This is a genomic window from Streptomyces sp. NBC_00289, from assembly GCF_041435115.1.
In the GTDB taxonomy this organism is placed as follows: domain Bacteria; phylum Actinomycetota; class Actinomycetes; order Streptomycetales; family Streptomycetaceae; genus Streptomyces.
Map to the genome: position 1 here is coordinate 8,378,397 of NZ_CP108046.1, position 21,286 is coordinate 8,399,682.

The 21,286-nt window shown below is 72.4% G+C and carries 23 protein-coding genes; 15 read left to right on the forward strand and 8 right to left on the reverse strand.

The genetic code is table 11. The features are described from left to right. Nucleotides 1-4 precede the first annotated feature (4 nt). Nucleotides 5-1,774, reverse strand: coding sequence for a substrate-binding and VWA domain-containing protein (locus OG985_RS37910; protein ID WP_371672890.1), 1,770 nt, complete (start codon nucleotides 1,772-1,774; stop codon nucleotides 5-7). Nucleotides 1,775-1,961: 187 nt separating this feature from the next. On the opposite strand from OG985_RS37910, the gene OG985_RS37915 reads away from it, so the two are divergent. Further along, nucleotides 1,962-2,762, forward strand: coding sequence for a CPBP family intramembrane glutamic endopeptidase (locus OG985_RS37915; RefSeq protein WP_371672891.1), 801 nt, complete (start codon nucleotides 1,962-1,964; stop codon nucleotides 2,760-2,762). 91 nt (nucleotides 2,763-2,853) lie between these two features. Here OG985_RS37915 and OG985_RS37920 read toward each other — a convergent pair whose 3' ends face one another. After that, on the reverse strand, nucleotides 2,854-3,663 hold the full coding sequence (locus OG985_RS37920) for a PhzF family phenazine biosynthesis protein (RefSeq protein ID WP_371672892.1): 810 nt from the start codon (nucleotides 3,661-3,663) through the stop codon (nucleotides 2,854-2,856). A gap of 291 nt (nucleotides 3,664-3,954) precedes the next feature. Here OG985_RS37920 and OG985_RS37925 point away from each other — a divergent pair, with 291 nt between their 5' ends. The 3 genes from OG985_RS37925 (at nucleotide 3,955) to OG985_RS37935 (ending at nucleotide 5,380) form a co-directional block, all read left to right on the forward strand. Beyond that, nucleotides 3,955-4,485 carry a hypothetical protein gene (locus OG985_RS37925; RefSeq protein ID WP_371672893.1) on the forward strand — a complete coding sequence of 177 codons (531 nt, stop codon included), beginning with the start codon at nucleotides 3,955-3,957 and terminating at the stop codon, nucleotides 4,483-4,485. A 42-nt stretch (nucleotides 4,486-4,527) separates the two neighbouring features. Beyond that, the gene (locus tag OG985_RS37930; protein ID WP_371672894.1) at nucleotides 4,528-5,049 is read left to right on the forward strand and encodes a hypothetical protein; all 522 of its coding nucleotides are present in this window, start codon (nucleotides 4,528-4,530) and stop codon (nucleotides 5,047-5,049) included. Nucleotides 5,050-5,182: 133 nt separating this feature from the next. Beyond that, entirely contained in the window at nucleotides 5,183-5,380 is a 198-nt protein-coding gene (locus OG985_RS37935) for a hypothetical protein (RefSeq protein ID WP_371674609.1), read from the forward strand. Nucleotides 5,381-5,443: 63 nt separating this feature from the next. Here the strand turns inward: OG985_RS37935 and OG985_RS37940 are convergent, their stop codons facing one another. Continuing rightward, nucleotides 5,444-6,025 carry a potassium channel family protein gene (locus OG985_RS37940; RefSeq protein WP_371672895.1) on the reverse strand — a complete coding sequence of 194 codons (582 nt, stop codon included), beginning with the start codon at nucleotides 6,023-6,025 and terminating at the stop codon, nucleotides 5,444-5,446. Nucleotides 6,026-6,226: 201 nt separating this feature from the next. Between OG985_RS37940 and OG985_RS37945 the strand changes: the two genes are divergently transcribed. The 5 genes from OG985_RS37945 (at nucleotide 6,227) to OG985_RS37965 (ending at nucleotide 10,768) form a co-directional block, all read left to right on the forward strand. Continuing rightward, complete coding sequence (locus tag OG985_RS37945; RefSeq protein WP_371672896.1) at nucleotides 6,227-6,889, forward strand: HdeD family acid-resistance protein; 663 nt, start codon at nucleotides 6,227-6,229, stop codon at nucleotides 6,887-6,889. 174 nt (nucleotides 6,890-7,063) lie between these two features. Then, the gene (locus tag OG985_RS37950) at nucleotides 7,064-8,422 is read left to right on the forward strand and encodes a hypothetical protein (protein WP_371672897.1); all 1,359 of its coding nucleotides are present in this window, start codon (nucleotides 7,064-7,066) and stop codon (nucleotides 8,420-8,422) included. 148 nt (nucleotides 8,423-8,570) lie between these two features. Next, nucleotides 8,571-9,044: an SHOCT domain-containing protein gene (locus OG985_RS37955; protein WP_371672898.1), complete on the forward strand. Its 474-nt coding sequence runs from the start codon at nucleotides 8,571-8,573 to the stop codon at nucleotides 9,042-9,044. Nucleotides 9,045-9,134: 90 nt separating this feature from the next. Beyond that, a complete protein-coding gene (locus tag OG985_RS37960) occupies nucleotides 9,135-9,974 on the forward strand; it encodes a class II glutamine amidotransferase (protein WP_371672899.1) in 840 nt (279 codons plus the stop codon). Between the two features lie 158 nt (nucleotides 9,975-10,132). Next, a complete protein-coding gene (locus OG985_RS37965; protein WP_371672900.1) occupies nucleotides 10,133-10,768 on the forward strand; it encodes a PadR family transcriptional regulator in 636 nt (211 codons plus the stop codon). 92 nt (nucleotides 10,769-10,860) lie between these two features. Here OG985_RS37965 and OG985_RS37970 read toward each other — a convergent pair whose 3' ends face one another. Beyond that, nucleotides 10,861-11,289: an SRPBCC family protein gene (locus OG985_RS37970; RefSeq protein WP_371672901.1), complete on the reverse strand. Its 429-nt coding sequence runs from the start codon at nucleotides 11,287-11,289 to the stop codon at nucleotides 10,861-10,863. A gap of 301 nt (nucleotides 11,290-11,590) precedes the next feature. On the opposite strand from OG985_RS37970, the gene OG985_RS37975 reads away from it, so the two are divergent. The 3 genes from OG985_RS37975 to OG985_RS37985 all read left to right on the forward strand — a co-directional run bounded on the left by OG985_RS37975 (nucleotide 11,591) and on the right by OG985_RS37985 (nucleotide 14,594). After that, the gene (locus OG985_RS37975; protein WP_371672902.1) at nucleotides 11,591-12,169 is read left to right on the forward strand and encodes a Clp protease N-terminal domain-containing protein; all 579 of its coding nucleotides are present in this window, start codon (nucleotides 11,591-11,593) and stop codon (nucleotides 12,167-12,169) included. A 150-nt stretch (nucleotides 12,170-12,319) separates the two neighbouring features. Next, the gene (locus tag OG985_RS37980; protein ID WP_371672903.1) at nucleotides 12,320-13,318 is read left to right on the forward strand and encodes a DMT family transporter; all 999 of its coding nucleotides are present in this window, start codon (nucleotides 12,320-12,322) and stop codon (nucleotides 13,316-13,318) included. Between the two features lie 301 nt (nucleotides 13,319-13,619). Next, entirely contained in the window at nucleotides 13,620-14,594 is a 975-nt protein-coding gene (locus OG985_RS37985) for a DMT family transporter (RefSeq protein WP_371672904.1), read from the forward strand. A 272-nt stretch (nucleotides 14,595-14,866) separates the two neighbouring features. On the opposite strand, the gene OG985_RS37990 is transcribed toward OG985_RS37985, so the two are convergent. Together OG985_RS37990 and OG985_RS37995 are read right to left on the reverse strand one after the other, a co-directional pair. Beyond that, a complete protein-coding gene (locus OG985_RS37990; RefSeq protein WP_371672905.1) occupies nucleotides 14,867-15,499 on the reverse strand; it encodes an FMN-binding negative transcriptional regulator in 633 nt (210 codons plus the stop codon). After that, nucleotides 15,499-16,182 (reverse strand): pyridoxamine 5'-phosphate oxidase family protein, encoded by a 684-nt coding sequence (locus tag OG985_RS37995; RefSeq protein WP_371672906.1) that lies wholly within the window; start codon nucleotides 16,180-16,182, stop codon nucleotides 15,499-15,501. Before OG985_RS37995 ends, OG985_RS37990 begins: the two co-directional genes overlap by 1 nt. A 35-nt stretch (nucleotides 16,183-16,217) precedes the next feature. Between OG985_RS37995 and OG985_RS38000 the strand changes: the two genes are divergently transcribed. Then, nucleotides 16,218-17,549, forward strand: coding sequence for an aminotransferase class I/II-fold pyridoxal phosphate-dependent enzyme (locus OG985_RS38000; protein WP_371672907.1), 1,332 nt, complete (start codon nucleotides 16,218-16,220; stop codon nucleotides 17,547-17,549). Nucleotides 17,550-18,011: 462 nt separating this feature from the next. Here the strand turns inward: OG985_RS38000 and OG985_RS38005 are convergent, their stop codons facing one another. Beyond that, a complete protein-coding gene (locus OG985_RS38005; RefSeq protein WP_371672908.1) occupies nucleotides 18,012-18,968 on the reverse strand; it encodes a DMT family transporter in 957 nt (318 codons plus the stop codon). Nucleotides 18,969-19,042: 74 nt separating this feature from the next. On the opposite strand from OG985_RS38005, the gene OG985_RS38010 reads away from it, so the two are divergent. Continuing rightward, on the forward strand, nucleotides 19,043-19,945 hold the full coding sequence (locus OG985_RS38010) for a LysR family transcriptional regulator (protein WP_371672909.1): 903 nt from the start codon (nucleotides 19,043-19,045) through the stop codon (nucleotides 19,943-19,945). An 84-nt stretch (nucleotides 19,946-20,029) separates the two neighbouring features. Here the strand turns inward: OG985_RS38010 and OG985_RS38015 are convergent, their stop codons facing one another. Next, complete coding sequence (locus tag OG985_RS38015) at nucleotides 20,030-20,497, reverse strand: pyridoxamine 5'-phosphate oxidase family protein (RefSeq protein ID WP_371672910.1); 468 nt, start codon at nucleotides 20,495-20,497, stop codon at nucleotides 20,030-20,032. 137 nt (nucleotides 20,498-20,634) lie between these two features. On the opposite strand from OG985_RS38015, the gene OG985_RS38020 reads away from it, so the two are divergent. Next, nucleotides 20,635-21,285 carry a cysteine hydrolase family protein gene (locus OG985_RS38020; protein WP_371672911.1) on the forward strand — a complete coding sequence of 217 codons (651 nt, stop codon included), beginning with the start codon at nucleotides 20,635-20,637 and terminating at the stop codon, nucleotides 21,283-21,285. The last annotated feature ends 1 nt before the right edge of the window (nucleotide 21,286 follow it).

The following is a 21,286-nucleotide window of genomic DNA, read 5'->3' on the forward strand; positions in this document are numbered from 1 at the left end:
GGGGTCAGCCCTGCTCGCCCTGTGCTCCCGCCGCCACGATGGCCTTCAGGATCACCGAGTGGATCTGCGAGGGATCGCTGACCTCGTGGCCCGAGCCGCCGGTGGCCCTGGCGATCTGCTCGGCCTCCTGCCGGTCGGCGTCCGGGCCTACGGCTATCACGATCAGCGGGACCGGGCGCTCGGGGTTGGTGAGTGCCTGCAGTTTTTCGACGAGGTCGCCGCGCGAGATGCTGCCGGGATCCTGGTTCACCCCGTCCGTCAGCACGACCAGGGCGTTGAACTTGCCCTTGGCGTAGGAGGAGGTCGCCGCCTTGTACGCGGCGAGCGTGGTGTCGTACAGGCCGGTCGCGCCGTTGGGGACGGGTTCCAGACCGCTGAACGCCGCCGACAGCCGGTCGCGCTGGGTGCCGTTGCCGACGCGGTCGCCGAGCCGTTCGGTCGGCACGAGGACGCGGTAGTCCTTGTCGCCGTCCAGCTTCGTGGAGAACTTCCACAGACCGATCTCGTCCTCGGGCGTGAACGTGGCGAGCGCCTGGAGCAGGGAGGTCCTGGTGACGTCCATCCGTGAACGGCCGGTGTCCCGCACCGGTTCCGACATGGACGAGGAGGCGTCCACGACGGTGGTGATCCGGGCGCTCTGCACCGTGATCGTCCACATGCCGAGCGCCTCCTCGACGGCCGTCTCGGAGGCCGGCTGCGGGGCCGACTCCCCGTACGGCTGCGGACTGCTGCCACCGGCCCTGGCGACCACCGCGGCGGGGGCCTCGTCGCCGGTCCGGAACCCGAGCTTCTCCAGGAGCCTGCGCTGCGCGGGCTGGCGCAGATACGTCATGAAGCGGATCGCGGCCCGGCTCTGGTCGGTCGACAGGTGCGACTGGTCGACCAGTGTGTACGGGTAGTCGAGCCGCGGCGACCCGTCCTTCGGATAGAACATGTCCAGGTCGCCCGCGCCGTCGGCCGACGCGTTGTGCGTGAACGCCGACTGCTCGGTGAGGACCAGGGCCTGGTTGCGTTTCGGGTTGCCCCGCTCGGTGCCCGAGGAGTCGCGGGGCAGGGTGTCGAGAACCTGGCCGTCGGTGTCGGAGGTGCGCTGCGAGAGCGTCTTCATCATGGCCGCGGCCTGCGTGTCGCCGTCCTTGAGGCCGGCGGCGGCGGTGCTCAGCCGGGTGAGCGCGAGGAGCCCGGTCGCACTGCGCGCGGGGTCTGCCGCGCCCAGCTTGAGGGAGTCGTCCCGCAGGGTGGCTCCGGCCAGTTCGATCCAGCTGTACGTCTTCTTCGGCCACCCCAGCGACTTCGCGGCCGCGGGGACCATGGCCACCCCGACCGGGGTGGAGGCGACGTGGCCCGCCGAGGTGACCTGTGTCGCGGTCCGGTTCGCCGTGACCCGCTGGACCCACACGTCCGAGTCCGGCACCCACATCTGCACGTCGGACCGCTTCCCCGCCATGAGGGCGTCGGCGACCTTGTACGAGTCGCGTGCGGTCACCGTCACGGCGACGCACTGTCCGTCGGAGGTGATGTTCGCCGCGCGGGCCTGCCGGGCCGCGGCCGACAGGGCGGGCGCGAGGTCCGGGGAGGCGGCCAGCCTCAGCCGTACCGGGTCGTCCTGGCAGGAGGAACCGAAGGAGAGCAGTCCACTCCGCACCGCGGCGGCAGCGCCGCCGGCGACGGTGAGCACGAGGACCGTGGCGACGGCCACCGTGCGGCGGCGCGCGCGTACGCGGGGGTCGCTGCCGCCCGCCCCATACTGATCGGGCAAGCTGTGACGTCCCATGGCGGTGATGCCCCTCCCTGTCGAACCTCGTGCCGCAGGACGGCCGTACGGCATGCGAAAGGGGGAGGTACGCCCCGTACGGCGTCCGTCCCCCAACGGCCTGTCACGCACGATTTTCGTAACTTCTTTCGAGACCCTAGCGGGGCCTTGGTGGGGATGAGGCAGGAATACTCAACTGGAGGCAGGTGTGCAGGCGGAGGCGGGCCCGGTGGCCGATTCTTTTCCGCAGGAGGGGCCCTCACGACGAATTCTCCGTGACGAGACACTGCTCGTTCTGGCGCTCTCGCTCGGTGCGAGTGGTGTGTCCGCCCTGATCAGCTTTGTCGGATCGGTCACGAAACCGGGGGGTCTCAAGAACCAGGCGACCACCCTCGTCGGCTCGGCCGCGCCCGGCCGTCCCTGGCTGGATCTCGCCTGGCAGCTGTTCGGGATCGCCTCGGCGCTGGTGCCCGTCGCCCTGGTCGCCCACTTCCTGCTGCGGGAGGGGCAGGGCCTGCGCACGCTCGGCTTCGACCGCACCCGTCCCTGGCCCGACCTCGGCCGCGGGGCAGGCGTGGCGGCCGTGATCGGCAGCACCGGCATCGCGTTCTACCTGGCCGCGCGCGGGCTGGGCTTCAACCTCACGGTGGTGCCGGAGGCGCTGCCCGACGTGTGGTGGAAGTTCCCGGTGCTGATCCTCGCGGCATTGCAGAACGCGATCCTCGAAGAGGTCATCGTGGTCGGTTATCTGCTGCGCCGGCTCGGCCAGTTGGGCTGGACCCCGGGCACCGCCCTGGTGGCCAGTTCCGTACTGCGCGGCTCCTACCACCTCTACCAGGGCATCGGTGGCTTCCTCGGCAACATGGCCATGGGCGTGGTCTTCGTGTACCTGTACCGCCGCTGGGGCCGGGTGGGCCCCTTGGTGGTGGCGCATTCCCTGCTCGACATCGGGGCGTTCGTCGGCTACGCGCTGCTGGCCGGGAAGGTGGGCTGGCTGCCGACGGCCTGAGCGGCCGGCCCAGGGGCGCACGCCGTCCCGTACGCCCCTGTGGTGCTCTTCCCCGCCCCCGGTCCGGCCGTACGGCGCTTCGCCCGCGCCGTCAGGCCAGCAGCTCCCCGTCGATCACCGTCACCGCGTGGCCGGTGAGGAGGGTGCGGTCGCCGCGCAGCTCCGTACGGACACGGCCGGAGCGCGGGGAGGCCTGCAGGCCGGTGAGGCGGGTGCGGCCGAGGCGTTCGGACCAGAAGGGGGCGAGGGCGGTGTGGGCGCTGCCGGTGACCGGGTCCTCGTCGATGCCGACGTTCGGGAAGAAGCAGCGGGAGACGAAGTCGTATCCCCGGCCCGGGTCCTCGGCGCGGGCGGTCGCGATGACGCCCCGCTCGGAGTAGGCGGCCAAAGCCTTGTGGTCGGGGGAGAGGGCGAGGACGGTCTTCTCGTCGGCGAGCTCCAGCAGCAGATCGCCGACGTTCGGCCCCGTGTCCAGAGCGGTGCGCGGTGCGGCGCCCAGGGCCTCGGCCACCCCGTCCGGGACGTCGACGGGGGTGAGCGGGGCCGTCGGGAAGTCCAGGGTGATCGAACCGTCCTCGTGGGGCGTCGCGACCAGGACGCCGCTGCGGGTGGCGAACCGTACCGGACCCTCGTGGGCGCCGGTGGTGTGCAGGACGTGGGCGGTGGCGAGCGTCGCGTGTCCGCACATGGCGACCTCGGCCGCGGGGGTGAACCAGCGCAGCGCCCAGTCCGCCGCCCCGCCCTCGGGCAACCGATGGGCGAAGGCGGTCTCGGCGTGGTTGACCTCCAGGGCCACCCGCTGGAGCCGGCCGTCGTCCGGGAAGGCGTCCAGAAGCAGCACCCCGGCCGGGTTGCCGGCGAAGGGACGGTCGGTGAAGGCGTCGACGATTCGGATACGCATGACAACGAAGCTAGAGGCTGCGTGGCCTGCCTGACCAAGGCCAATTCCGGCGCGCTGGACCGATTTCCCGACACCGCCGGGAGCCACCCGGAGGGCGTCTTGCGCAGGAATCCCGACGCGCACCCGCACAGCCACCCCTAAGGCGGCCGAGGCCGCGGGCCCGACCTCGCCCATTGCGGGTGAGGCGCCCGGCGGCACCGTCGGCTGCGATGGAGGTGGCGACCGGGGAGGCACCGGAAGCTGCCCGGCGGACTGCGCCGGCGTCCCGGGCCGACTCGGCGAGGTGGCACCGTGAAGCACTGGCGGGCTCTGATCCTCCTGGGTACGGCCCGGTTCCTGATGGTCCCGGCCACGTCGGTCATGAACGTGTCCGTCAGCCGGCCGGTCGAGGACTTCGACACCGAGGTCACCACCGGCGGGCCGCGGTTCACGGCCCGGAACCTCGGCTCCGCGCTCATCGGATCGATCCTCATCGGCGCGCCGGCGAACGGCTTCACCTCACAGGTGGAGGACAACCCGCGGCTGTCGGAGGAAGCCCAGGGGCCGACCGGTGTCGCGCTGGAGGCAGGGATCAGCTCCGCTCCCACCTGCGAGGTGCGCTCGGCGGCGGAGCGCGCCGGGCTGCCGCCGGCCGAGGTCGACGCCGTCGGGGACTCCTACGTGTCGGCACAGCTGCAGGGCCTGAAGGCGGCGATTCTCGCCACCGGAGGCATCACCCTCGCCGGCTTCCTCGTCACACGTCACCTGCCCACCGGCGGGGCGAGCCGCAGCAGGCGACCCGACATCACCGCTTCCGCCGACGCGCTCGACCGGGCGCGCTGAGTCCGCGCGGCCCCGGTGCCCCGACCCCGAAGGGAGGCCGCGATGCCCGCGACCGGACAGAGGACAACCGGTGCGGCCGACAGCGCCGAGCGCCGGGCCGGCACCGACTACACCGGTGGCGTCTACGGTTCCATGATCGCCTCCTCCGTGATCCTGGGCGCCGGCACCCTGGGCTCGTTCCCGGTTCTGGAACTCGTGCTGCTGCTGGTACTCACCGGCGTGGCCTTCTGGATCGCGCATGTGCACGCCCAGTTGTTCGGCGCGCGCCTGGCCCAGCGAGACCTGAACCGCCGGATCGTGCTGCGTGTCTGCCGGGAGGAATGGCCGATCGTCGAGGCCGCCGGCCCGCCGGCGATCGCCGTGGCCGTCAGTCCGGCGCTGGGCCTCGACGTGGAGGGTGCCCTGTGGCTGGCGCTCGCCGTGGCCGTGGCCGGGCAGGTGGGCTGGTCGGCGGCCGCGGCACGGCAAGCGGGCGCGTCCTGGCGCCTGGTGGCCACCGCGGTCTCGGTGAATCTCCTGCTCGGGCTCCTGATCATCGCCTTCAAGCTGTTCCTCACGCATTGACGCAGGTTGGGAAGCGTGTCCGGGCGAGTATCACCTTCGCGGGGTGAGGCCGTCCCGCCCGACGGGACGGACGATCGAAGGGCAGACGAAGGGCGCGGCCCGCCTGTCCCAGGCCACCGGGGGAGAGCAGCTGATGCGCTATGAGATCCGCGTCGACGGACACATGTCGGAGACGCTGACCAGTGCCTTCCCGGAACTCGAGCACGTGGTGATGTCCGGGCAGACCGTCCTGTTCGGACCAGTGATCGACGAGGCGCACCTGTACGGGCTGCTGGCCCGCTGCCGGTCGCTGGGTCTGCGGGTCCTGGAGATGCGCCAGCTGCCGGAGTGATGTGCCGGAAGTGCCGCGGGGTGGTGACAGTGGGTTCCGGCTCGGCCGGGGTTCACCGAAGTCCTACAGCTGCGGCGGCTCCCGGCCCTGTCGGCGAAGACCCGCCTGGACGGCACCCGCGAGGATCCGTGCGGCGACGCCCACGAGCATCAGTCCGCCGACCATCTGCAGCATCGTCGCCACCCGCCCGGTCTGCGAACGGGCGGTGATGTCGCCGTACCCGACGGTGGAGAACGTGGTCAGGGTGAAGTACAGGGCGTCCGTTCGGGTGAGCGGTTCGCTGAAGGACCCGGGCGTGGATCGCTCCATCAGGTAGTAGCCGCTCGCGAAGAGCACCAGATACATCACCAGCGTCGCGACCAGGGCCTCGACGGCCTTCAGCCGGGGGTGCGGCGACTGCACGATGGCCCGGACCTCCCACCCGAAGACGAGGAACACCGCCACCAGGCCGATCGTGAGCAGGAGCGAGGTGTTGCCCGTGCCGCGTTCGTCGAACGGCAGCAGGTAGTACGCGGTGAGCAGGCCCACCGTGATGCCCACGGCACGCGCGAGGGCCAGGGCCGCCGCGCGCCGGTCGGGTTGTTTCCGGGAAGGAGCCCGCCCGGACCGGGCGGGCTCCTTCCCGGAAGCCGCTGGATCGTCCATAGGCGTATCTTTGCCCGTTTTCGTCGCACACGGGCGCGTGGCTCCGGGCATTTCACTTCATCGCCTCGGCGGTGTGCGCGGATCACCCGCCGGGGGTGATCCGCGGGCAGCCGGCGGGCGGGACGCTGACCCGGTGAGGTCACCGCACACCGCCCCGTCGGCGGTCCGGAAGCGACCCGTCGGATCTCGCGAGGAGGAGCCATGACCGTGTCGCGTGGTCCGACACCGCGTACCGGATCGGAACACAGGCCCGACGGGGCGGTCCCCGCAGCGATGGAGGACCCCGCCGACGTGCTGGCGAAACTCGGGCGGTCCTGGACGTGGATCCTCGCTTCGGCGATCACCACGCTCGTCCCCGGCATCCTGGTCCTGGTCTGGCCTGACGAGACCCTCAACGTGCTGGCGATCGTCATCGGCCTCTACCTGCTGGTGAGCGGGGCGTTCCGGTTCGTCGCCACCTTCGACCGCGACGAACACGGCGAGCGGCTGGCGGGTCTGCTCCTCGCGGTGCTGTACGTCCTGGCCGGAGTGCTGTGCCTGCGCAACCCGCTGCAGACGATCGCCGCGCTCTCGCTGATCGTCGGGATCGTCTGGCTGGTGTCCGGCATCCTCACCCTCTACACGGCCATCGCCGCCAAGGACCTGCCCCACCGCGGCTTCGTCCTCGGCGCCGCGGTGATCGCCATTCTCGCCGGGATCGTGGTGCTCGCCCTGCCCGCCGAGTCCGCCCTGGCGCTGACCCGGCTGCTCGGTCTGTGGCTCGTGCTGCTGGGTCTGGTCGAGGTGGCCGTCGCCTTCGCGTGGCGGGCAGCCCTCCGCAGGTCACGTATCACGGAGCCGAGCGACCCGGCCGGGGCCGTCTGAGCCTCCGTCCCGGCGCCCGTGCCGCCCCGGCCGGCGGCCCGCTCCGTGGCCCGGCCCGCAGGACCCGAGTTCCCGGCCGGTGCGGCGCCGGGGGCTCCGACACCCCTGACGAACGTCACCTCCCTGACGGCAGCCGAGCGCTGCCGGGAGCGGCACAAACCCCGAGGAGGAGCCATGGACTCGTCCGGCAGCGCCCCCGAACCGTCCCACTCCGGCGGATCCGCGGAATCCGCTCCTGACCTGACCGCCGCGGAACGCGCGGAGTACGAGCGGCTGCGCCACGCCGAGGGAGTACGCCACCGAGGACTGCGCCGGGCGGGCGCCGGGATCCTGCTGGTGCTGACCGTGCTGCTCGCACCCCTGTCCGTCGTCGCCGTGTGGGTGAACGACATCGTCTCCGACACCGACCGGTACGTGGAGACCGTCGCGCCCCTGGCCTCGGACCCGGCCGTGCAGAAGACCCTGACCGACCGGCTGACCAACCGGGTGGTGAAAGAGGTGGACGTCGCGGCCGTGACGGACTCGCTCACCAAGGTCCTCAAGGACGCCGGCGCTCCGCCCAGCGTCGTGTCGGGAGCGCAGGCACTCGACGCTCCCCTGCGCTCCGCGGTGCAGACCGTGGTGCACCGCAGCGTCGACCGGGTCATCACCAGCGATGTCTTCCGGCAGGCCTGGGAGGGCTCGAACCGGCGGGCGCACGCGGCGGTGGTGAACATGCTCACCGGTGAGGGGAACGGCGCCCTGCGCGCCAAGGGAGACAGCATTCAGCTCGACATCGGAAGCGTGGTCGACCAGGTGAAGCAGCGCCTCGTCGACCAGGGCTTCGACAAGGCGGCCGCCATCCCGGACAGCGAACGGACGGTCACCCTGTTCCGGACCGAGGAACTGGGCAAGGCACAGGACGGGATGCGCCTGCTGAACATCCTCGGCACCTGGCTGCCGGTGGTGACACTCGCCGTCGGCGCCCTCGCCGTGTGGACGGCTCCGGGGCACCGGCTGATGCTGATGATCACCTCTCTCGGCATCAGCCTGATGATGGTGGTGCTGCTCGTCGCACTGGCCGTCGTACGACGGGTCTACCTCGACGCGGTCCCGTCCGCGACACTGCCGCCCGACACCGCCGCGGTCATCTACGACACGTTCCTCCGGTTCCTGCGTGACAGCACGCGCACCCTGCTCGTCGTCTTCCTGATCGTGGCGCTGACCGCCTATCTGTACGGCCCCGGACGAGTGGCCCGCTGGACGCGGGACGTGACCCACCGGGGCGCCACCGCGGCCGGCGCGACACTGAGCGGCGCGGGACTGCGCACCGGCTCCGCGGGGCGCTGGCTGACCACCCACCGGCCGTGGATCACCGGGGTGGCCATCGGGGCGGGCGCCCTGACGCTCCTGCTCTGGAACCACCCCACGATCGCCGGAGTCGTGCTCGTCGTCGGCCTGATCCTGATCGTGCTGGCCGTCGTGGCGGTACTCGCCGCCGCGGCCACCGAACCGGACAGGACCGCCCGCGGAGCGGGACGGCCGGGTCCGTGAGCGGCGCGCGTGCCCGGACGCGCGGTGCCGCGGACCGCGGCGGCCCGCACTCTCACCCGTCTCGGGTGAGCCGCCCGGTGCTTGCCGTGGGCACGCTGAGTACGTCACCGAACGGCTGCCGGGCGAAGGCCCGGGACGGAGGAAAGACATGAGTGGGCAGACGTACCTCGCCTACGACTATCCGCTGCTGAGCGTCTTCTGGTCCATGCTGTTGTTCTTCGTGTGGATCATGTGGTTCGTCCTGCTCTTCCGGATCGTCGTGGACATCTTCCGCGACGACACGATGAGCGGCTGGGCCAAGGCCGGCTGGCTGGTGTTCGTCATCGTCCTGCCCTTCCTGGGCGTGTTCGTCTACGTGATCGCACGTGGGAAGAACATGGGCCGCCGCGAGGCGACGCAGGCGCGAGACCAGCAGAAGGCGTTCGACAGCTACATCCGCGAGACCGCCAAGGGTGGTGGCGAGGGAGGGACCAGCAGCGTCGACGAACTCGCCAGGCTGTCCGAGATCCGTGCCCGCGGCGACATCTCGGACGACGAGTTCCGCAGGGCCAAGGAACTGGTGCTGAGCGGCTCCGGTCCGTCGGAACGCGCGGGCACCGCCCCCTCCGCATCCGCCCCCTGAGGGCACCCACGGGTCAGACGCACGAGACCGGGACGGGGCGGTTCCCGCCGCCCCGTCCTCCCCACCCGCGAACCAGGAAGGCGGTAGCCGATGTGCCGGTGGCTTGCCTACTCCGGAACACCCATCCTGCTCGACGCCATCCTCTACAGACCGGCCCACTCGCTGATCGACCAGAGCCTGCACTCCAAGCTGGGCGTCGAGACGACCAACGGTGACGGCTTCGGCGTCGGCTGGTACGCGACGGACGTCGACACCCCGGCGGTCGTCCGGGACACCGCCCCGGCGTGGAGCAACCGCAACCTGCGGGAGATCGCCAACCACGTCCGCTCGCACCAGTTCTTCGCGCACATCCGGGCCTCGACCGGGACCGCCGTGCAGCAGACCAACTGCCATCCGTTCCGCCACGGTCACTGGATGTGGATGCACAACGGGGCGATCACCGACTTCCACCGGATGCGGCGCGACCTCGCCCTCGTCGTCGACCCGGAGCTGTTCCTCGACATCGAGGGGTCGACGGACTCGGAGATGATGTTCTTCCTGGCCCTCACCTTCGGCCTGGAAGAGGACCCACCGGGCGCCGTGGCACGGATGGCGGGCCTGGTGGAGGAGGTCGGTCACCGGCACGGGGTGGAGTTCCCGCTGCAGATGACGGTGGCCGTGACCGACGGCCAGAGCCTGTGGGCCTTCCGCTACTCCAGCCAGGGCGCCTCCCGTTCGCTCTACTACAGCACCAAGGTGGAGACACTCCGGGCCCTCCACCCGGACGTGGCGTTCCTGCGGGGGATATCCGACGACACCCGCCTCTTCGTCTCCGAGCCCCTGGGTGACCTGCCCGGCGCCTGGAACGAGGTGCCCGAGAACAGCTACGGCGTGGTGCGACCGGGAACGGACGACCAGGATTTGGTCCCCTTCGCCCCACAGGCCGCCTAGCCGGACCCCGACTCCCGCCTGACCTCGCCGAAGTCTCCGTGCGGTGCCCCGGACCTTCCCTTTCCGGGACCCGCACGGGGCAGGGGCTTGCCTTACGAACACTCCCGATATATCGTTGATGCATCGCGACAGATCAACGATGGAATGGAGTGATGGCAATGCGCAGCCACGGATTCGAGCGTGGACACGGCCGTCGACAGGACGGCCCGGGCCGGCGTGGCCAGGACGGCTTCGACGGACGGCGTGCGGCCTTCGGGCCCTTCGGGCCGGGTGGCCCCGGCGGCCCCGGTTTCGGCGGACCGGGCTTCGGTCCGGGCCCATGGGGCCCAAGGGGGCGCGGTGGACCGAGGGGACGGGCGCGGCGAGGCGATGTACGGGCCTCGATCCTGGCCCTGCTCAAAGACCGGCCCATGCACGGTTACGAGATGATCCAGGAGATCGCCGAGCGCAGCGGCGGGGCGTGGAAGCCCAGCCCCGGTTCGGTGTACCCCACCCTCCAGTTGCTGGAGGACGAGGGGCTGATCATCAGCGCGAGTGAGGGCGGCAAGAAGCTTTTCTCGCTCACCGACTCCGGCCGTACGGCGGCCGAGGAGGGGCCCGACGCGCCGTGGGAGGAAGCCTCACGCGGCGTCGACTGGGAGGCCCTCGGTGAGATCCGGCAGGCCGGCTTCGGTCTGATGGAGGCCTTCGGCCAGGTCTGGAAGACCGGCAGCAAGGAGCAGCGGGAGAAGGCGCTGACCGTCATCAACGAGGCCCGCAAGAAGCTGTACCTGATCCTCGCCGACGAGGACTGACGGCCGATGGGCCGGTGAAGGGCGCCCCGCGGAGCGATCCGCGGGGCGCCTTCGCGTGTGCGTGGGGGTGGCGTACGGCAGGGCCGCCGCTGTCAGGACACCAGTCCGGCCAGCTTGCGCAACGACTCGTTCAGGGCGGCCGTTCCCGAGTCCTTGAGCTTGCCCGCCATCAGCGACACGGCGGCACCGGTGAACTCGCCGTCGATGCGTACCAGCGTGGCGTCGCCGTCCGGTGTCAGGGTGTAGCGCGTGGCGACGGACACGGCCATCGGGCCCTTGCCGCGGATGGCGAGCACCCGGGCCGGCTCCAGCTCCTCGACGGTCCACTCGACCTCCGCCGGGAAGCCCATCAGCTTCATGTTCTCCTGGAAGGTCGCGCCCACTTCCAGGGTCGTCGGGCCGCCCTTCGGGAAGCTGGTGTGGGTCGCGTTCCACTCGCCGTAGGCGGACCAGTCCGTGAGCTGCGCCCACACCTTCTCGGCGGGGGCCTGGATGCGTGCCTCCGCGCTGACTTCGGCCATGCGACCACCTCTTCGTGTCGGGCTACGGTGTCGCGGAACGTAGTCTCAAGGCCCCGAACATTCAATACTGATGAACCGTCAGGAAGTGTGGAGAGCCACGAGCGGGCACGATCGAGGGGCAGGCCGCCCTCATGACAGTGCCACGCGGCTCGGCAGGTCGGCGCGGTGCGGCCTCGGGGGAAAACGGCCTGATCTCATCCGTAGGGAGGAGATTCCGGCCACCGCGGTCCACTCTGCGTGGGAGGCGAAGATGCTTCCCCCCGGGGATGACCGGATGGGCGGCGGCTGATGGGGTAGGGGTGTGCACTCCCGTATCCCCCGGCAGTCGGCCCACGGGCCGGACAGCCGGCGCTCGGACCACTCCGACCACCGTGACAACGATGCCAGGCTCAGCGCGGAACTGGCAGCGGTGTTCTCCGGCGCGCGCCGGCGGGCGGTCCGGGACGGGGACGCGCAGATCGACACGGCCCACCTGCTGCACTCGCTGCTCGAGTCCGACCCCGAAGTGCGGGAGGCCTTCGGTGAGGGACCGCAGGTGGCCCGTCTGCTCGGCTACCTCGTGCAGCGCAGCATCGGCTACGGCCTGCGCTGGCACGGCACCGTGGAGGACTCCGGCGGCCTGCCCGTCGTGACGGACCTCGCCGGATTCTCACCACTGGCCGCCGGCGCCCTGGAACGCGCCTGCGCACGGGCCGCCGGACGGGGCGGCGGACCGGCCAGGGGTGTCGACCTGCTCGCGGCGATCGTCGTGGATCACCAGGCCCGCGCCGTCGAGGTACTGGCCCGCGCCGGGATCGACGCCGCCGAACTGTCCGCCCGGATCGAGGGGAACCCCGAGGAACTCGACGAGTACGCCGGAGGCGGCGAGTCCGGCCGCTGAGACGAGTACGCCGGAGGCGGCGAACCCGGCCGCTGAAGGGTCACCGCTCTCCGGCTGCCGCCAGCCGATGAGATTCCCGGCCGCCGTCCAGGCAGTGAGACAGGAGTCAACCGGGGTGACGCTCATGTCGTGCCCTGTCATCATGGGCCGGTGCACACGTCTGAAAGCGGTCGGGGCGACCGCACACGAGGTTTCGGGCTCGGCCTCGCCCTGGTGTCCGCGCTCGCCTTCGGCGGCTCCGGTGTCGCGGCCAAGCCGCTGATCGAGGCGGGCCTCGACCCGCTCCACGTGGTGTGGCTGCGGGTGACCGGCGCGGCCCTGGTGATGCTGCCGGTCGCCGTACGCCACCGCGCGTTGCTGCGCGGCCGCCCGGCCCTGCTCGCCGGATTCGGGCTGCTCGCCGTCGCCGGTGTCCAGGCCTGCTACTTCGCCGCGATCAGCCGCATTCCCGTCGGGGTCGCGCTGCTCGTCGAGTACCTGGCGCCCGCCCTCGTCCTCGGCTGGGTGCGCTTCGTGCAGCGGCGGCCGGTGACGCGCGCCGCCGCGCTCGGAGTGGTCCTCGCGGTCGGCGGACTCGCCTGTGTCGTCGAGGTCTGGTCGGGCCTGAGCTTCGACGCCCTCGGTCTCCTCCTCGCGCTCGGCGCCGCCTGCTGCCAGGTCGGCTACTTCGTCCTCTCCGACCAGGGCAGCGCATCCGGCGACCGGGCTCCCGACCCGCTCGGCGTGATCGCGTACGGCCTGCTGGTCGGGACCGCCGTACTGACCGTCGTCGCCCGCCCCTGGACCATGGACTGGTCGGTGCTCGGCCGCTCGGCGGAGATGAACGGCACCCCCGTCGCGGCCGGTCTGCTGCTGGCCTGGATCGTGCTGATCGCCACGGTCCTCGCCTACGTCACCGGCGTGCTGTCGGTGCGCCGGCTCTCCCCGCAGGTCGCGGGCGTCGTGGCCTGCCTCGAAGCGGTCATCGCCACCGTCCTCGCCTGGGTCCTGCTCGGCGAGCACCTCTCGGCGCCGCAGATCGTCGGCGGCGCGGTGGTCCTGGCCGGCGCGTTCATCGCCCAGACGTCGGCGCCCGGCGGCAACCCGGCCGAACCGGCCGCGGGCAAGGAGGAGGAACGCGAGTTGTCGGCCCGCGGGACTGCGGCCTAGGTCAGGCGGGCCGGGTTCGGCGGTCGAGGGCCGGCGGCCCAGGCGTTGCGGTCCAGGCCGGGTCCGACCGTCCCGTCGGCCGCCCGGCCGGGAACCGTTCGGCACCGTCTACACTGCGGATCATGCATTCGCGCGCGCTCGTACTTCCGCCTCCGGCCGCTTGAGGCGGGCCCTCCGGTAAGGCCGCCCGGCGCGTGTCGTCGGGCCGAACGGTGCTGCCCGCAGACGAAGTCCGCGGACCCCGCGATGCGGTGGTCCCTTCCCGAACTTCGCGCCCTGTGCGCAACTGCGGAGAGAACACGTGTCGAACAACGCTGTCGGCCTGCCCGTCGGGCGAGGCCTGCTCTATCTGATCGTCGCCGGTGTCGCCTGGGGCACCGCGGGCGCGGCCGCCTCCCTGGTCTACCGGGCCAGTGACATGGGGGCCGTCACCCTTTCCTTCTGGCGCTGCGCGGCCGGACTGGTCCTGCTGTCCGCCGCCCGCCTGCTGCGCCCGCGCACCCGGCCCGCCGTGGCGGGGCCGCGCGGCCGCGGGGTCCTGCGGGCGGGGATGACGGGGCTGGCCCTCGCCGTCTTCCAGACGAGCTACTTCGCGGCCGTCGAGGCCACCGGACTCGCCGTGGCGACCGTCGTCACGCTCGGCGCCGGGCCCGTGCTCATCGCGCTCGGCGCACGGCTGACCCTGGGGGAGCGCCTCGGCGGGGCGGGTGCCGCCGCCGTCGCCGGGGCGCTCGTCGGTCTCGGGGTGCTGGTCCTCGGCGGCGGGGAGGCGGACGTACGCCCGTCGGGTGTGCTGCTGGCGCTGGTGTCCGCGGCCGGATACAGCGTGATGACGCTGCTCACCCGACGATGGGGCCGCGACGGCGGGACGGACGCCGCCGGTACGTCGGTGGCCGCGTTCGCGGTGACGAGCCTGTGCCTGCTGCCGTTCGCGCTGGCCGAGGGGCTGGTGCCGCACAGCGCCGACCCGGTGCGCGTCCTGTGGCTCCTGGCCTTCGTCGCGGCCGTTCCCACGGCCCTCGCCTACGCCCTGTACTTCGCGGGCGCGGCCGTCGTCCGGTCCGCCACCGTGTCCGTGATCATGCTGCTCGAGCCGGTCAGCGCGGCGGTGCTGGCCGTCGCCGTGCTCGGCGAGCGGCTCACCGCGGCCACGCTGGCCGGCACGGCGCTGATGCTGGGTTCGGTCGCCGCGCTCGCGGTGGCCGAGGCGCGAGGCGCGGGGGCGAAGGCGCGGGGCGCGGGAGCGGAGGAACCGGTTCCGGCGCCGACGGGCTGACGGCCGTCGGCGAAACTCGGCCCGTGTGCGGGGTGCGGGTCCGGGCTGCGCCGGGTGCGGCCGGGCGGCATCGGGAACCCCGAGCGGCACCGGGTCACTCCGGGCGGGACCTTCGCGGAAGGGTCCCGTCGCCTGTCAGGCCCTGCGCCTGCGCAGCGGATGTGCGCGCGTAGCCGCGTCGCCCGGGCCGGCTTTGGTCCGGGTGGCGCCGGGTCCGTCCGGGGGCCTGAGTCGTGTCGGGCGGGACGTGCTCGGGAGGGTCCCGTCGCCTGTCAGGCTCCGCGTCTGCGCAGCAGGTGTGCGCGTGCCGCCGTGTCGCCCGGGGCGGAGCGGTCGGCCAGTCCGGCGGCGATGCGGTCCTGTACAGCGTCGGGCTTCTTGCCCGCGTACTTGAACTTCGCCCGCACGCCCACCACGTCGAGCCGCAGACCGCGGATACCGGGCAGCAGTCGGCCGTACGGCTCCTCGCCCACCGCCGCCCGTGCCGAGCCGCCCTCCGGCTGGAAGTGACCGACCTGCCGGTTGAGCAGCTCGGCCTTCTCGGCCGGGTCGTCGACGACCCGGGCCCGGCACCGCAGTTGCACGGCGGCGTACAGGCTGGTGGGTGTGCCGTGTTCGGGTGCTTCCTCGGGGGCGGCCTGCCACGGTCCGGGGACGAACGCGTAGTCGTCCACCACGCTCAGCAGGACGTCCGGGTTCGCCTCAAGGGCGGGCCACAGGGGGTTGGGGCGCGCGAGATGCGTGACGACCTCGGCCCGCTCGGCGTCGTAGGCGAAGTGCAGGGGCTGGACCTGCGGCGGCTCGCCCGGCGGGCCGTTCACCGCGAGCTGCCCGAAGTCGTGGGTGGCGAGCCACCGCTGCCACTCGGTGTCGTCGTGGGGCGCGTCCCAGGGATGGATCAGCATCAGAGGGCCCTGATGTTCGCGGGGAGCTCGGTGCCGGGGGCCAGGTCGGCGTCGGCGACGGGCGCCTCGTACCCCTTGCGCAGCGGGACGACGCCGGCCCAGTGGGGGAGGGCGAGGTCCTCGGGTTCGTCGTTGACGCCGCCCGTGCGGAGCTTGGCGGAGACCTCGTCGAGGTCGAGGCGGATGACGGCGGTGGCGGCCAGCTCCTTCTTGTTGGCCGGCCGGGAGTCGGAGGACCGGCCCGGTACGACGTGGTCGACCAGCGCGTCCAGGGCCAGCCGCTTCTCCTCGGGGTCCGTCACGTCGTGCGCGACGCCGTGCACGACCACGGACCGGTAGTTGATCGAGTGGTGGAAGGCCGAGCGGGCCAGGATCAGCGCGTCGACGTGCGTGACCGTGAGGCACACCGGCAGGCCGGGGTCCGCCTGTCCGGTCATCCGCAGCGGCCGCGAGCCCGTCGAGCCGTGGACGTAGAGCCGGTCGCCGACCCGGCCGTAGAGCGTGGGCAGGACGACCGGAGCGCCGTCCCGGACGAACCCCAGGTGGCAGACGTAGGCCGCGTCGAGTATGGAGTGCACCAGCTCCCTGTCGTAGGAGGCCCGGTCGGGGGACCGGGTGGGGACGGTGCGGTCGGTCGGCGTGTAGACGGTGGGCTGCGACGTCGGCCGCTCGGTCTCCTGCATTGCGTACTCCATTGCACTAGTGCATAATCTGCTTTGTGCTAGGAGAATATCGGATCGAAGGTCGGCGCGCAGCGGAGATTGCGTCAAGCGTCGAGCGCGCGGTGGGCTCGGGTGAGCTGGAGCCGGGGCAACTGCTGCCCGCCATGCGGGACTTGGCGACCGAGCTGGGCGTGAATCCCAACACCGTCGCGGCCGCGTACCGCACCCTGCGCGAGCGCGGCGTCATCGAGACCGCCGGGCGCCGGGGCAGCCGGGTGCGGCCCACACCCGCCACCACGGGACGCGAGCACATCCGGGTCCACGTACCCGAAGGGGTGCGGGACGTGTCGAACGGCAACCCGGACCCGGCGCTGCTGCCCTCCCTGGCGAGCGCCTTTACCGCGGCCGCCGAGCTCGCCGACCGGGATCCGGTGCTGTACGGAGACGGGCCGGTGGAGCCGGAGCTGGCGCTCCGCGCGCGAGCCGAGCTGGACGCCGACGGGGTGCCGGAGGGGCCCCTCGCCATCACCTCGGGCTCGCTCGACGCCATCGAGCGCGTCCTCGCGGCCCACCTCAGACCCGGCGACGCCGTCGCCGTCGAGGACCCGGGATGGGGGAGCCTGCTCGACCTCGTCCCGGCGCTCGGCCTGCGTACCGAACCCGTCGGCGTGGACGACGAAGGGCCGCTGCCCGACGACGTCCGCCGCGCCCTGGAGGGCGGGGCCCGCGCCCTGATCGTCACCGACCGGGCGCAGAACCCGACCGGTGCCGTGGTGAGCGCAGGGCGCGCGGACGCCCTGCGGTCCGTGCTGCGCGAGTACCCGGATACCCTTTTGATCGAGGACGACCACGGACACGGGATCGTCGACCTGCCCCTGCGTCCGCTGGCCGGGGTCACCCACGGTTGGGTGTTCGTGCGCTCGGTCGCCAAGGCGTACGGACCCGACCTGCGGCTCGCCGTGCTGACCGGGGACGCCGTCACCCTCGACCGGGTCCGCGGCCGTCAGCGGCTCGGGCCCGGCTGGGTCAGCAGGATCACCCAGCGGGCCGTGGCCCGGCTGCTGGCGGACGGCGCCCTCGACACGGCGGCGGTGGCCGCCGCGTACCGCGGACGACGGGACCTGCTGATCGGCGCGCTCGCGGACCGCGGGGTCGGGGCGCACGGGCGGAGCGGGCTGAACGTGTGGATCCCCGTGCCCGACGAGACCGGGGCCGTCGCGCGGCTGCTGCACGCGGGCTGGGCCGTCGCGCCCGGTGCGCGGTTCCGGATGAGCGCGCCGCCGGGCATCCGGGTCACCGTCTCCACGCTGACGGACGACGAGATTTTGGCGCTGGCGGACGCGGTTGGCTCCGCGGTGGGTTCGGCGGCGGGTCGGGGGTACGTCTAGGGCGTGCGGTTCGCTTCCGGCCGGTCGTCGGCGTCGCATTCCGTGCGGGGTGTCGTGGGCGACTGCGGGTGCGTTGTGGCTGGGTGCGCAGTTCCCCGCGCTCCTTGTGGGGCTGTCGGCCGGTGGTTGCGCAGTTCCCCGCGCCCCTAGCGGGGCTGGCGCCCCGTGGTGCGCGGTTCGCCGCGCCTACTGGGCTGGCGGCGTGTTCTGGCTGCGGGTGCGTTGTGGGTGGGTGCGCAGTTCCCCGCGCCCCTTGTGGGGCTGTCGGCCGGTGGTTGCGCAGTTCCCCGCGCCCGTGCGCGGTTCCCCGCCCCCTGGCGGGGTTGTCGGCCGGTGGTGCGCGGTTCGCCGCGTCCCTTGGGCTGGTGGCGTGTTCTGGCTGCGGATGCGTTGTGGCTGGGCGCGCAGTTCCCCGCGCCCCTACCGGGGCTGGCGCCCCGTGGTGCGCGGTTCGCCGCGCCCCTACTGGGCTGTCGGGTTGGGTTGGGGGCGTGGGTGGGCCTGGGTCAGGGCTGCTCCGGTCAGGATGATCGCCGCGCCTACCGGGGTCGACCAGGTCAGTGATTCGCCCAGGATCACCACGCCCGCGGCGGTTGCGATGACCGGGATGAAGTAGGTGACCATCTGGGCCGTCGTGGGGCCGACCTCGGCGACGATGCCGTACTGGAGGAGCATGGCCAGGCCCGTGCCGAGGGCGCCCAGCGCCGCGATCGCGAGCAGGGGTGGGACCGGGAAGCGGGTTGGCCAGCCGGTGAAGAGCGGGGTGACCACGGCCAGTTGGAGCGTGGCCAGCATCAACTGGGCGCCGGTCAGGGACAGGTGCGAGTGACCGGTGCCGGTCAGGGTGCGGCGGACGTAGATCCAGCCGATCGGGTAGCTGAGCGAGGCCAGCAGGGCCGTCGCCGTGCCGGTGGCGTCCAGGCCGTGGAAGCCCTGCCAGACGCCGAGGACGGTCAGGACACCCAGGAAGCCCAGGCCGAGTCCCGCCACCCGCGCCCGCGTCGGCCGGTCCTCGGAGAGGGCGACCAGGGAGAGGGCCATGCCCCACAGGGGGGAGGTCGCGTTGCAGATGCCGGCGAGGGTGGAGGGGAGCGTCAGCTCCGCGTAGGCGAAGAGGGAGAAGGGCAGCGCGTTCAGGAGGAACGCGGCGACCGCCAGATGACCCCAGGTGCGCCCGCCGCGCGGAAGCCGCTCACGCTTCGTCGCCATCGCCGCCGCGAGCACCGCCGTACCGAACACCAGACGGCCCAGCGTGACCTGGAAGGGGGCGTACCCCTCGGTGCCCACCTTGATCAGCAGGAAGCTGAAACCCCAGATCAGCGAGAGGACGCCGAAACGGACGCGCCAGTCGAGCGTCGGACGGGTGCGGGGCGCGACGGGGGCCGGGTCGCGGGTGGCGGTCGTGGCGGCGGTGCTCATGTCGACCACGATGAAGGAGACGACCTCGTAGCACAAGCGAGAATTCGCGCGACGTATCTCGTAGAGTTACTTACATGTTGAACCTGGAGCGCCTCCGCACCCTCGACGCCCTCGCCCGGCACGGTTCGGTCAGCGGCGCGGCCGAGGGGCTGCACATCACGACGTCCGCCGTGTCCCAGCAGATGTCGAAGCTGGAGCGGGAGGTCGGGCAGCAGCTCCTCGCCAAGAACGGGCGGGGTGTGCGGCTCACGGACGCGGGCCGGCTGCTCGCGGAGCACGCGGGGCGCATCCTGTCGCAGGTCGAGCTCGCCCAGTCCGACCTGGAGGCGCAGCGGGGACAGGTCGTCGGCGAGTTGAGACTGTCGGCGTTCCCGACCGCCGCGCGCGGACTCTTCCCCGTCGCGCTGGCCGCGCTGCGCGCCCGGCATCCCGCGTTGCGGATCCGCTCGAGCGAGCTGGAGCCGGAGGCCGGGATCAGGGGAGTGGTCCGCGGGGACCTGGACCTGGCCGTGGTGCTCGACTGGTACAACAAGCCGATGCCGCTGCCCGACGGCCTGGTCAAGGCGCCCGTTCTGGACGACCCGGCGGACGTGGCGATGCCGGTCGGCCACCGGCTCGCCGGCCGTCAGGAGGTGGACCTCGCGGAGTTCGCCGAGGACGAGTGGATCACCTGGGCCGAGGGGGAGTTCTGCCACGAGTGGCTGATGTTCACGCTGCGCTCCCGCGGCATCGAGCCGATCGTCGGCCATCGCGCCGCCGAGACGCACACCCAGCTCGGACTGGTCGCCGCGGGACTCGGCGTCTGCGTCGCCCCGCTGCTGGGCCGCCATCCGATGCCCGCGGGGGTCGTGACGGTGCCACTGACCCAGCGCGTGCGCCGGCATGTGTACGTCGTCTGGCGCGCGGACGCCGACCGCCGCCCGTCGATCCGGGCGGCGGTCCAGGCGCTGCGGGCCGCGGGGGAGAAGGTCGGCTGACCAGGAGCTGTCAGGCCGGCCACGGCGTGGACGCGGGGTGTGGCGCGCCGCTGCCCCCCTCGACCGTGACCGGTCGGGCGGCCCCTACGCGGCGCCCAGCTTGCTGAAGTCCCAGGAGACGATCTTCTCGGGGGTCAGCCGCACCCAGGCGTGCCGGCCGTCGTGCGGCATCTCCTCCAGCCCGAAGTTCTTGCGGGCGAACAGGGTCTCCGGGACGTCGAGTTCCGCGCGCAGTTCCCCGGTGCGCGGGCTCTCGCCCACGAACTCCACCGTCCCGGAAAGCTCGACTCCGCGCAGGTCGTCGTACTCCTCGCCGGTGTCGATCACAATCGCGACCCGTGGGTCGCGCCGTAGATCGGCCCAGCGCTTGCTGCGCACCACGGAGTACAGCCACAGCGAGTTGCCGTCCCAGGCGAACCACAGGGCACTGACATGCGGAGCGCCGTCGGCCGACACGGTGGCGACCCGGCAGGTGCGCTGGCCGGTGAGGAACTCGTCCAGCTCGCCCGGCGTCATCATGATCTTCCGGCCCCGGCGTTGAGCGACGGTCATGCGGCCCCCTCTTTCTCTCACGTCGTGTCAGAGGAGAGATCCTCTGACATCACGTCAGAAAAGGATGGGTCGTCTTCCGTCCACACGCAATGGTGGCTAGTCTCGCCCGCCCACGCCATCGGCGACCAGGGGGCATCATGCCGTCGCGCGAACAGCTCAGCCACCTCCTCGACCCCACGAGCACGGTTCTGCTCACCGTCGAGTGCCAGCGGGGCGTCGTGGGCCCCGACAGCGCGCTGCCCGAACTCGCCCGGGAGGCACGCTCCTCCGGCACCCTCTCCCGCATCGCCCGGCTGGTCGCCGCCGCGCACGAGAACGGGATCCAGGTGATCCACGCCATCGCCGAGCGCCGCCCGGACGGCCGGGGCGCGAGCCGCAACGCCCGGCTGTTCCGCGCGGCCGAACGGCTGCCCGTCCAGCAGCTGTCCGGCAGCACCGCGGTCCGGGTGGTCGCCCCGATCGAGGTCGCCGAACAGGACATCGTGGTACGGCGGCTGCACGGTGTGTCCCCGGTCCACGGCACCGAGCTCGACGCCCTGCTGCGCAACCTCGGCTGCCGCACGCTGGTCGTGACCGGCGTCTCGGCCAACGTGGCGGTTCCGGCCGCCGTCTTCGACGCCGTGAACCTCGGCTACACCGCCGTCGTGCCGACGGACGCCATCGCGGGGGTGCCCTCCGAGTACACCCCCGTGATGATCCGCCACACGCTGGCCCTGGTGGCGACCCTCACGACCACCGACGAGGTCCTCGGCTGCATCGAGCGGCCACCCCGGACGGGACGCGGCTGAC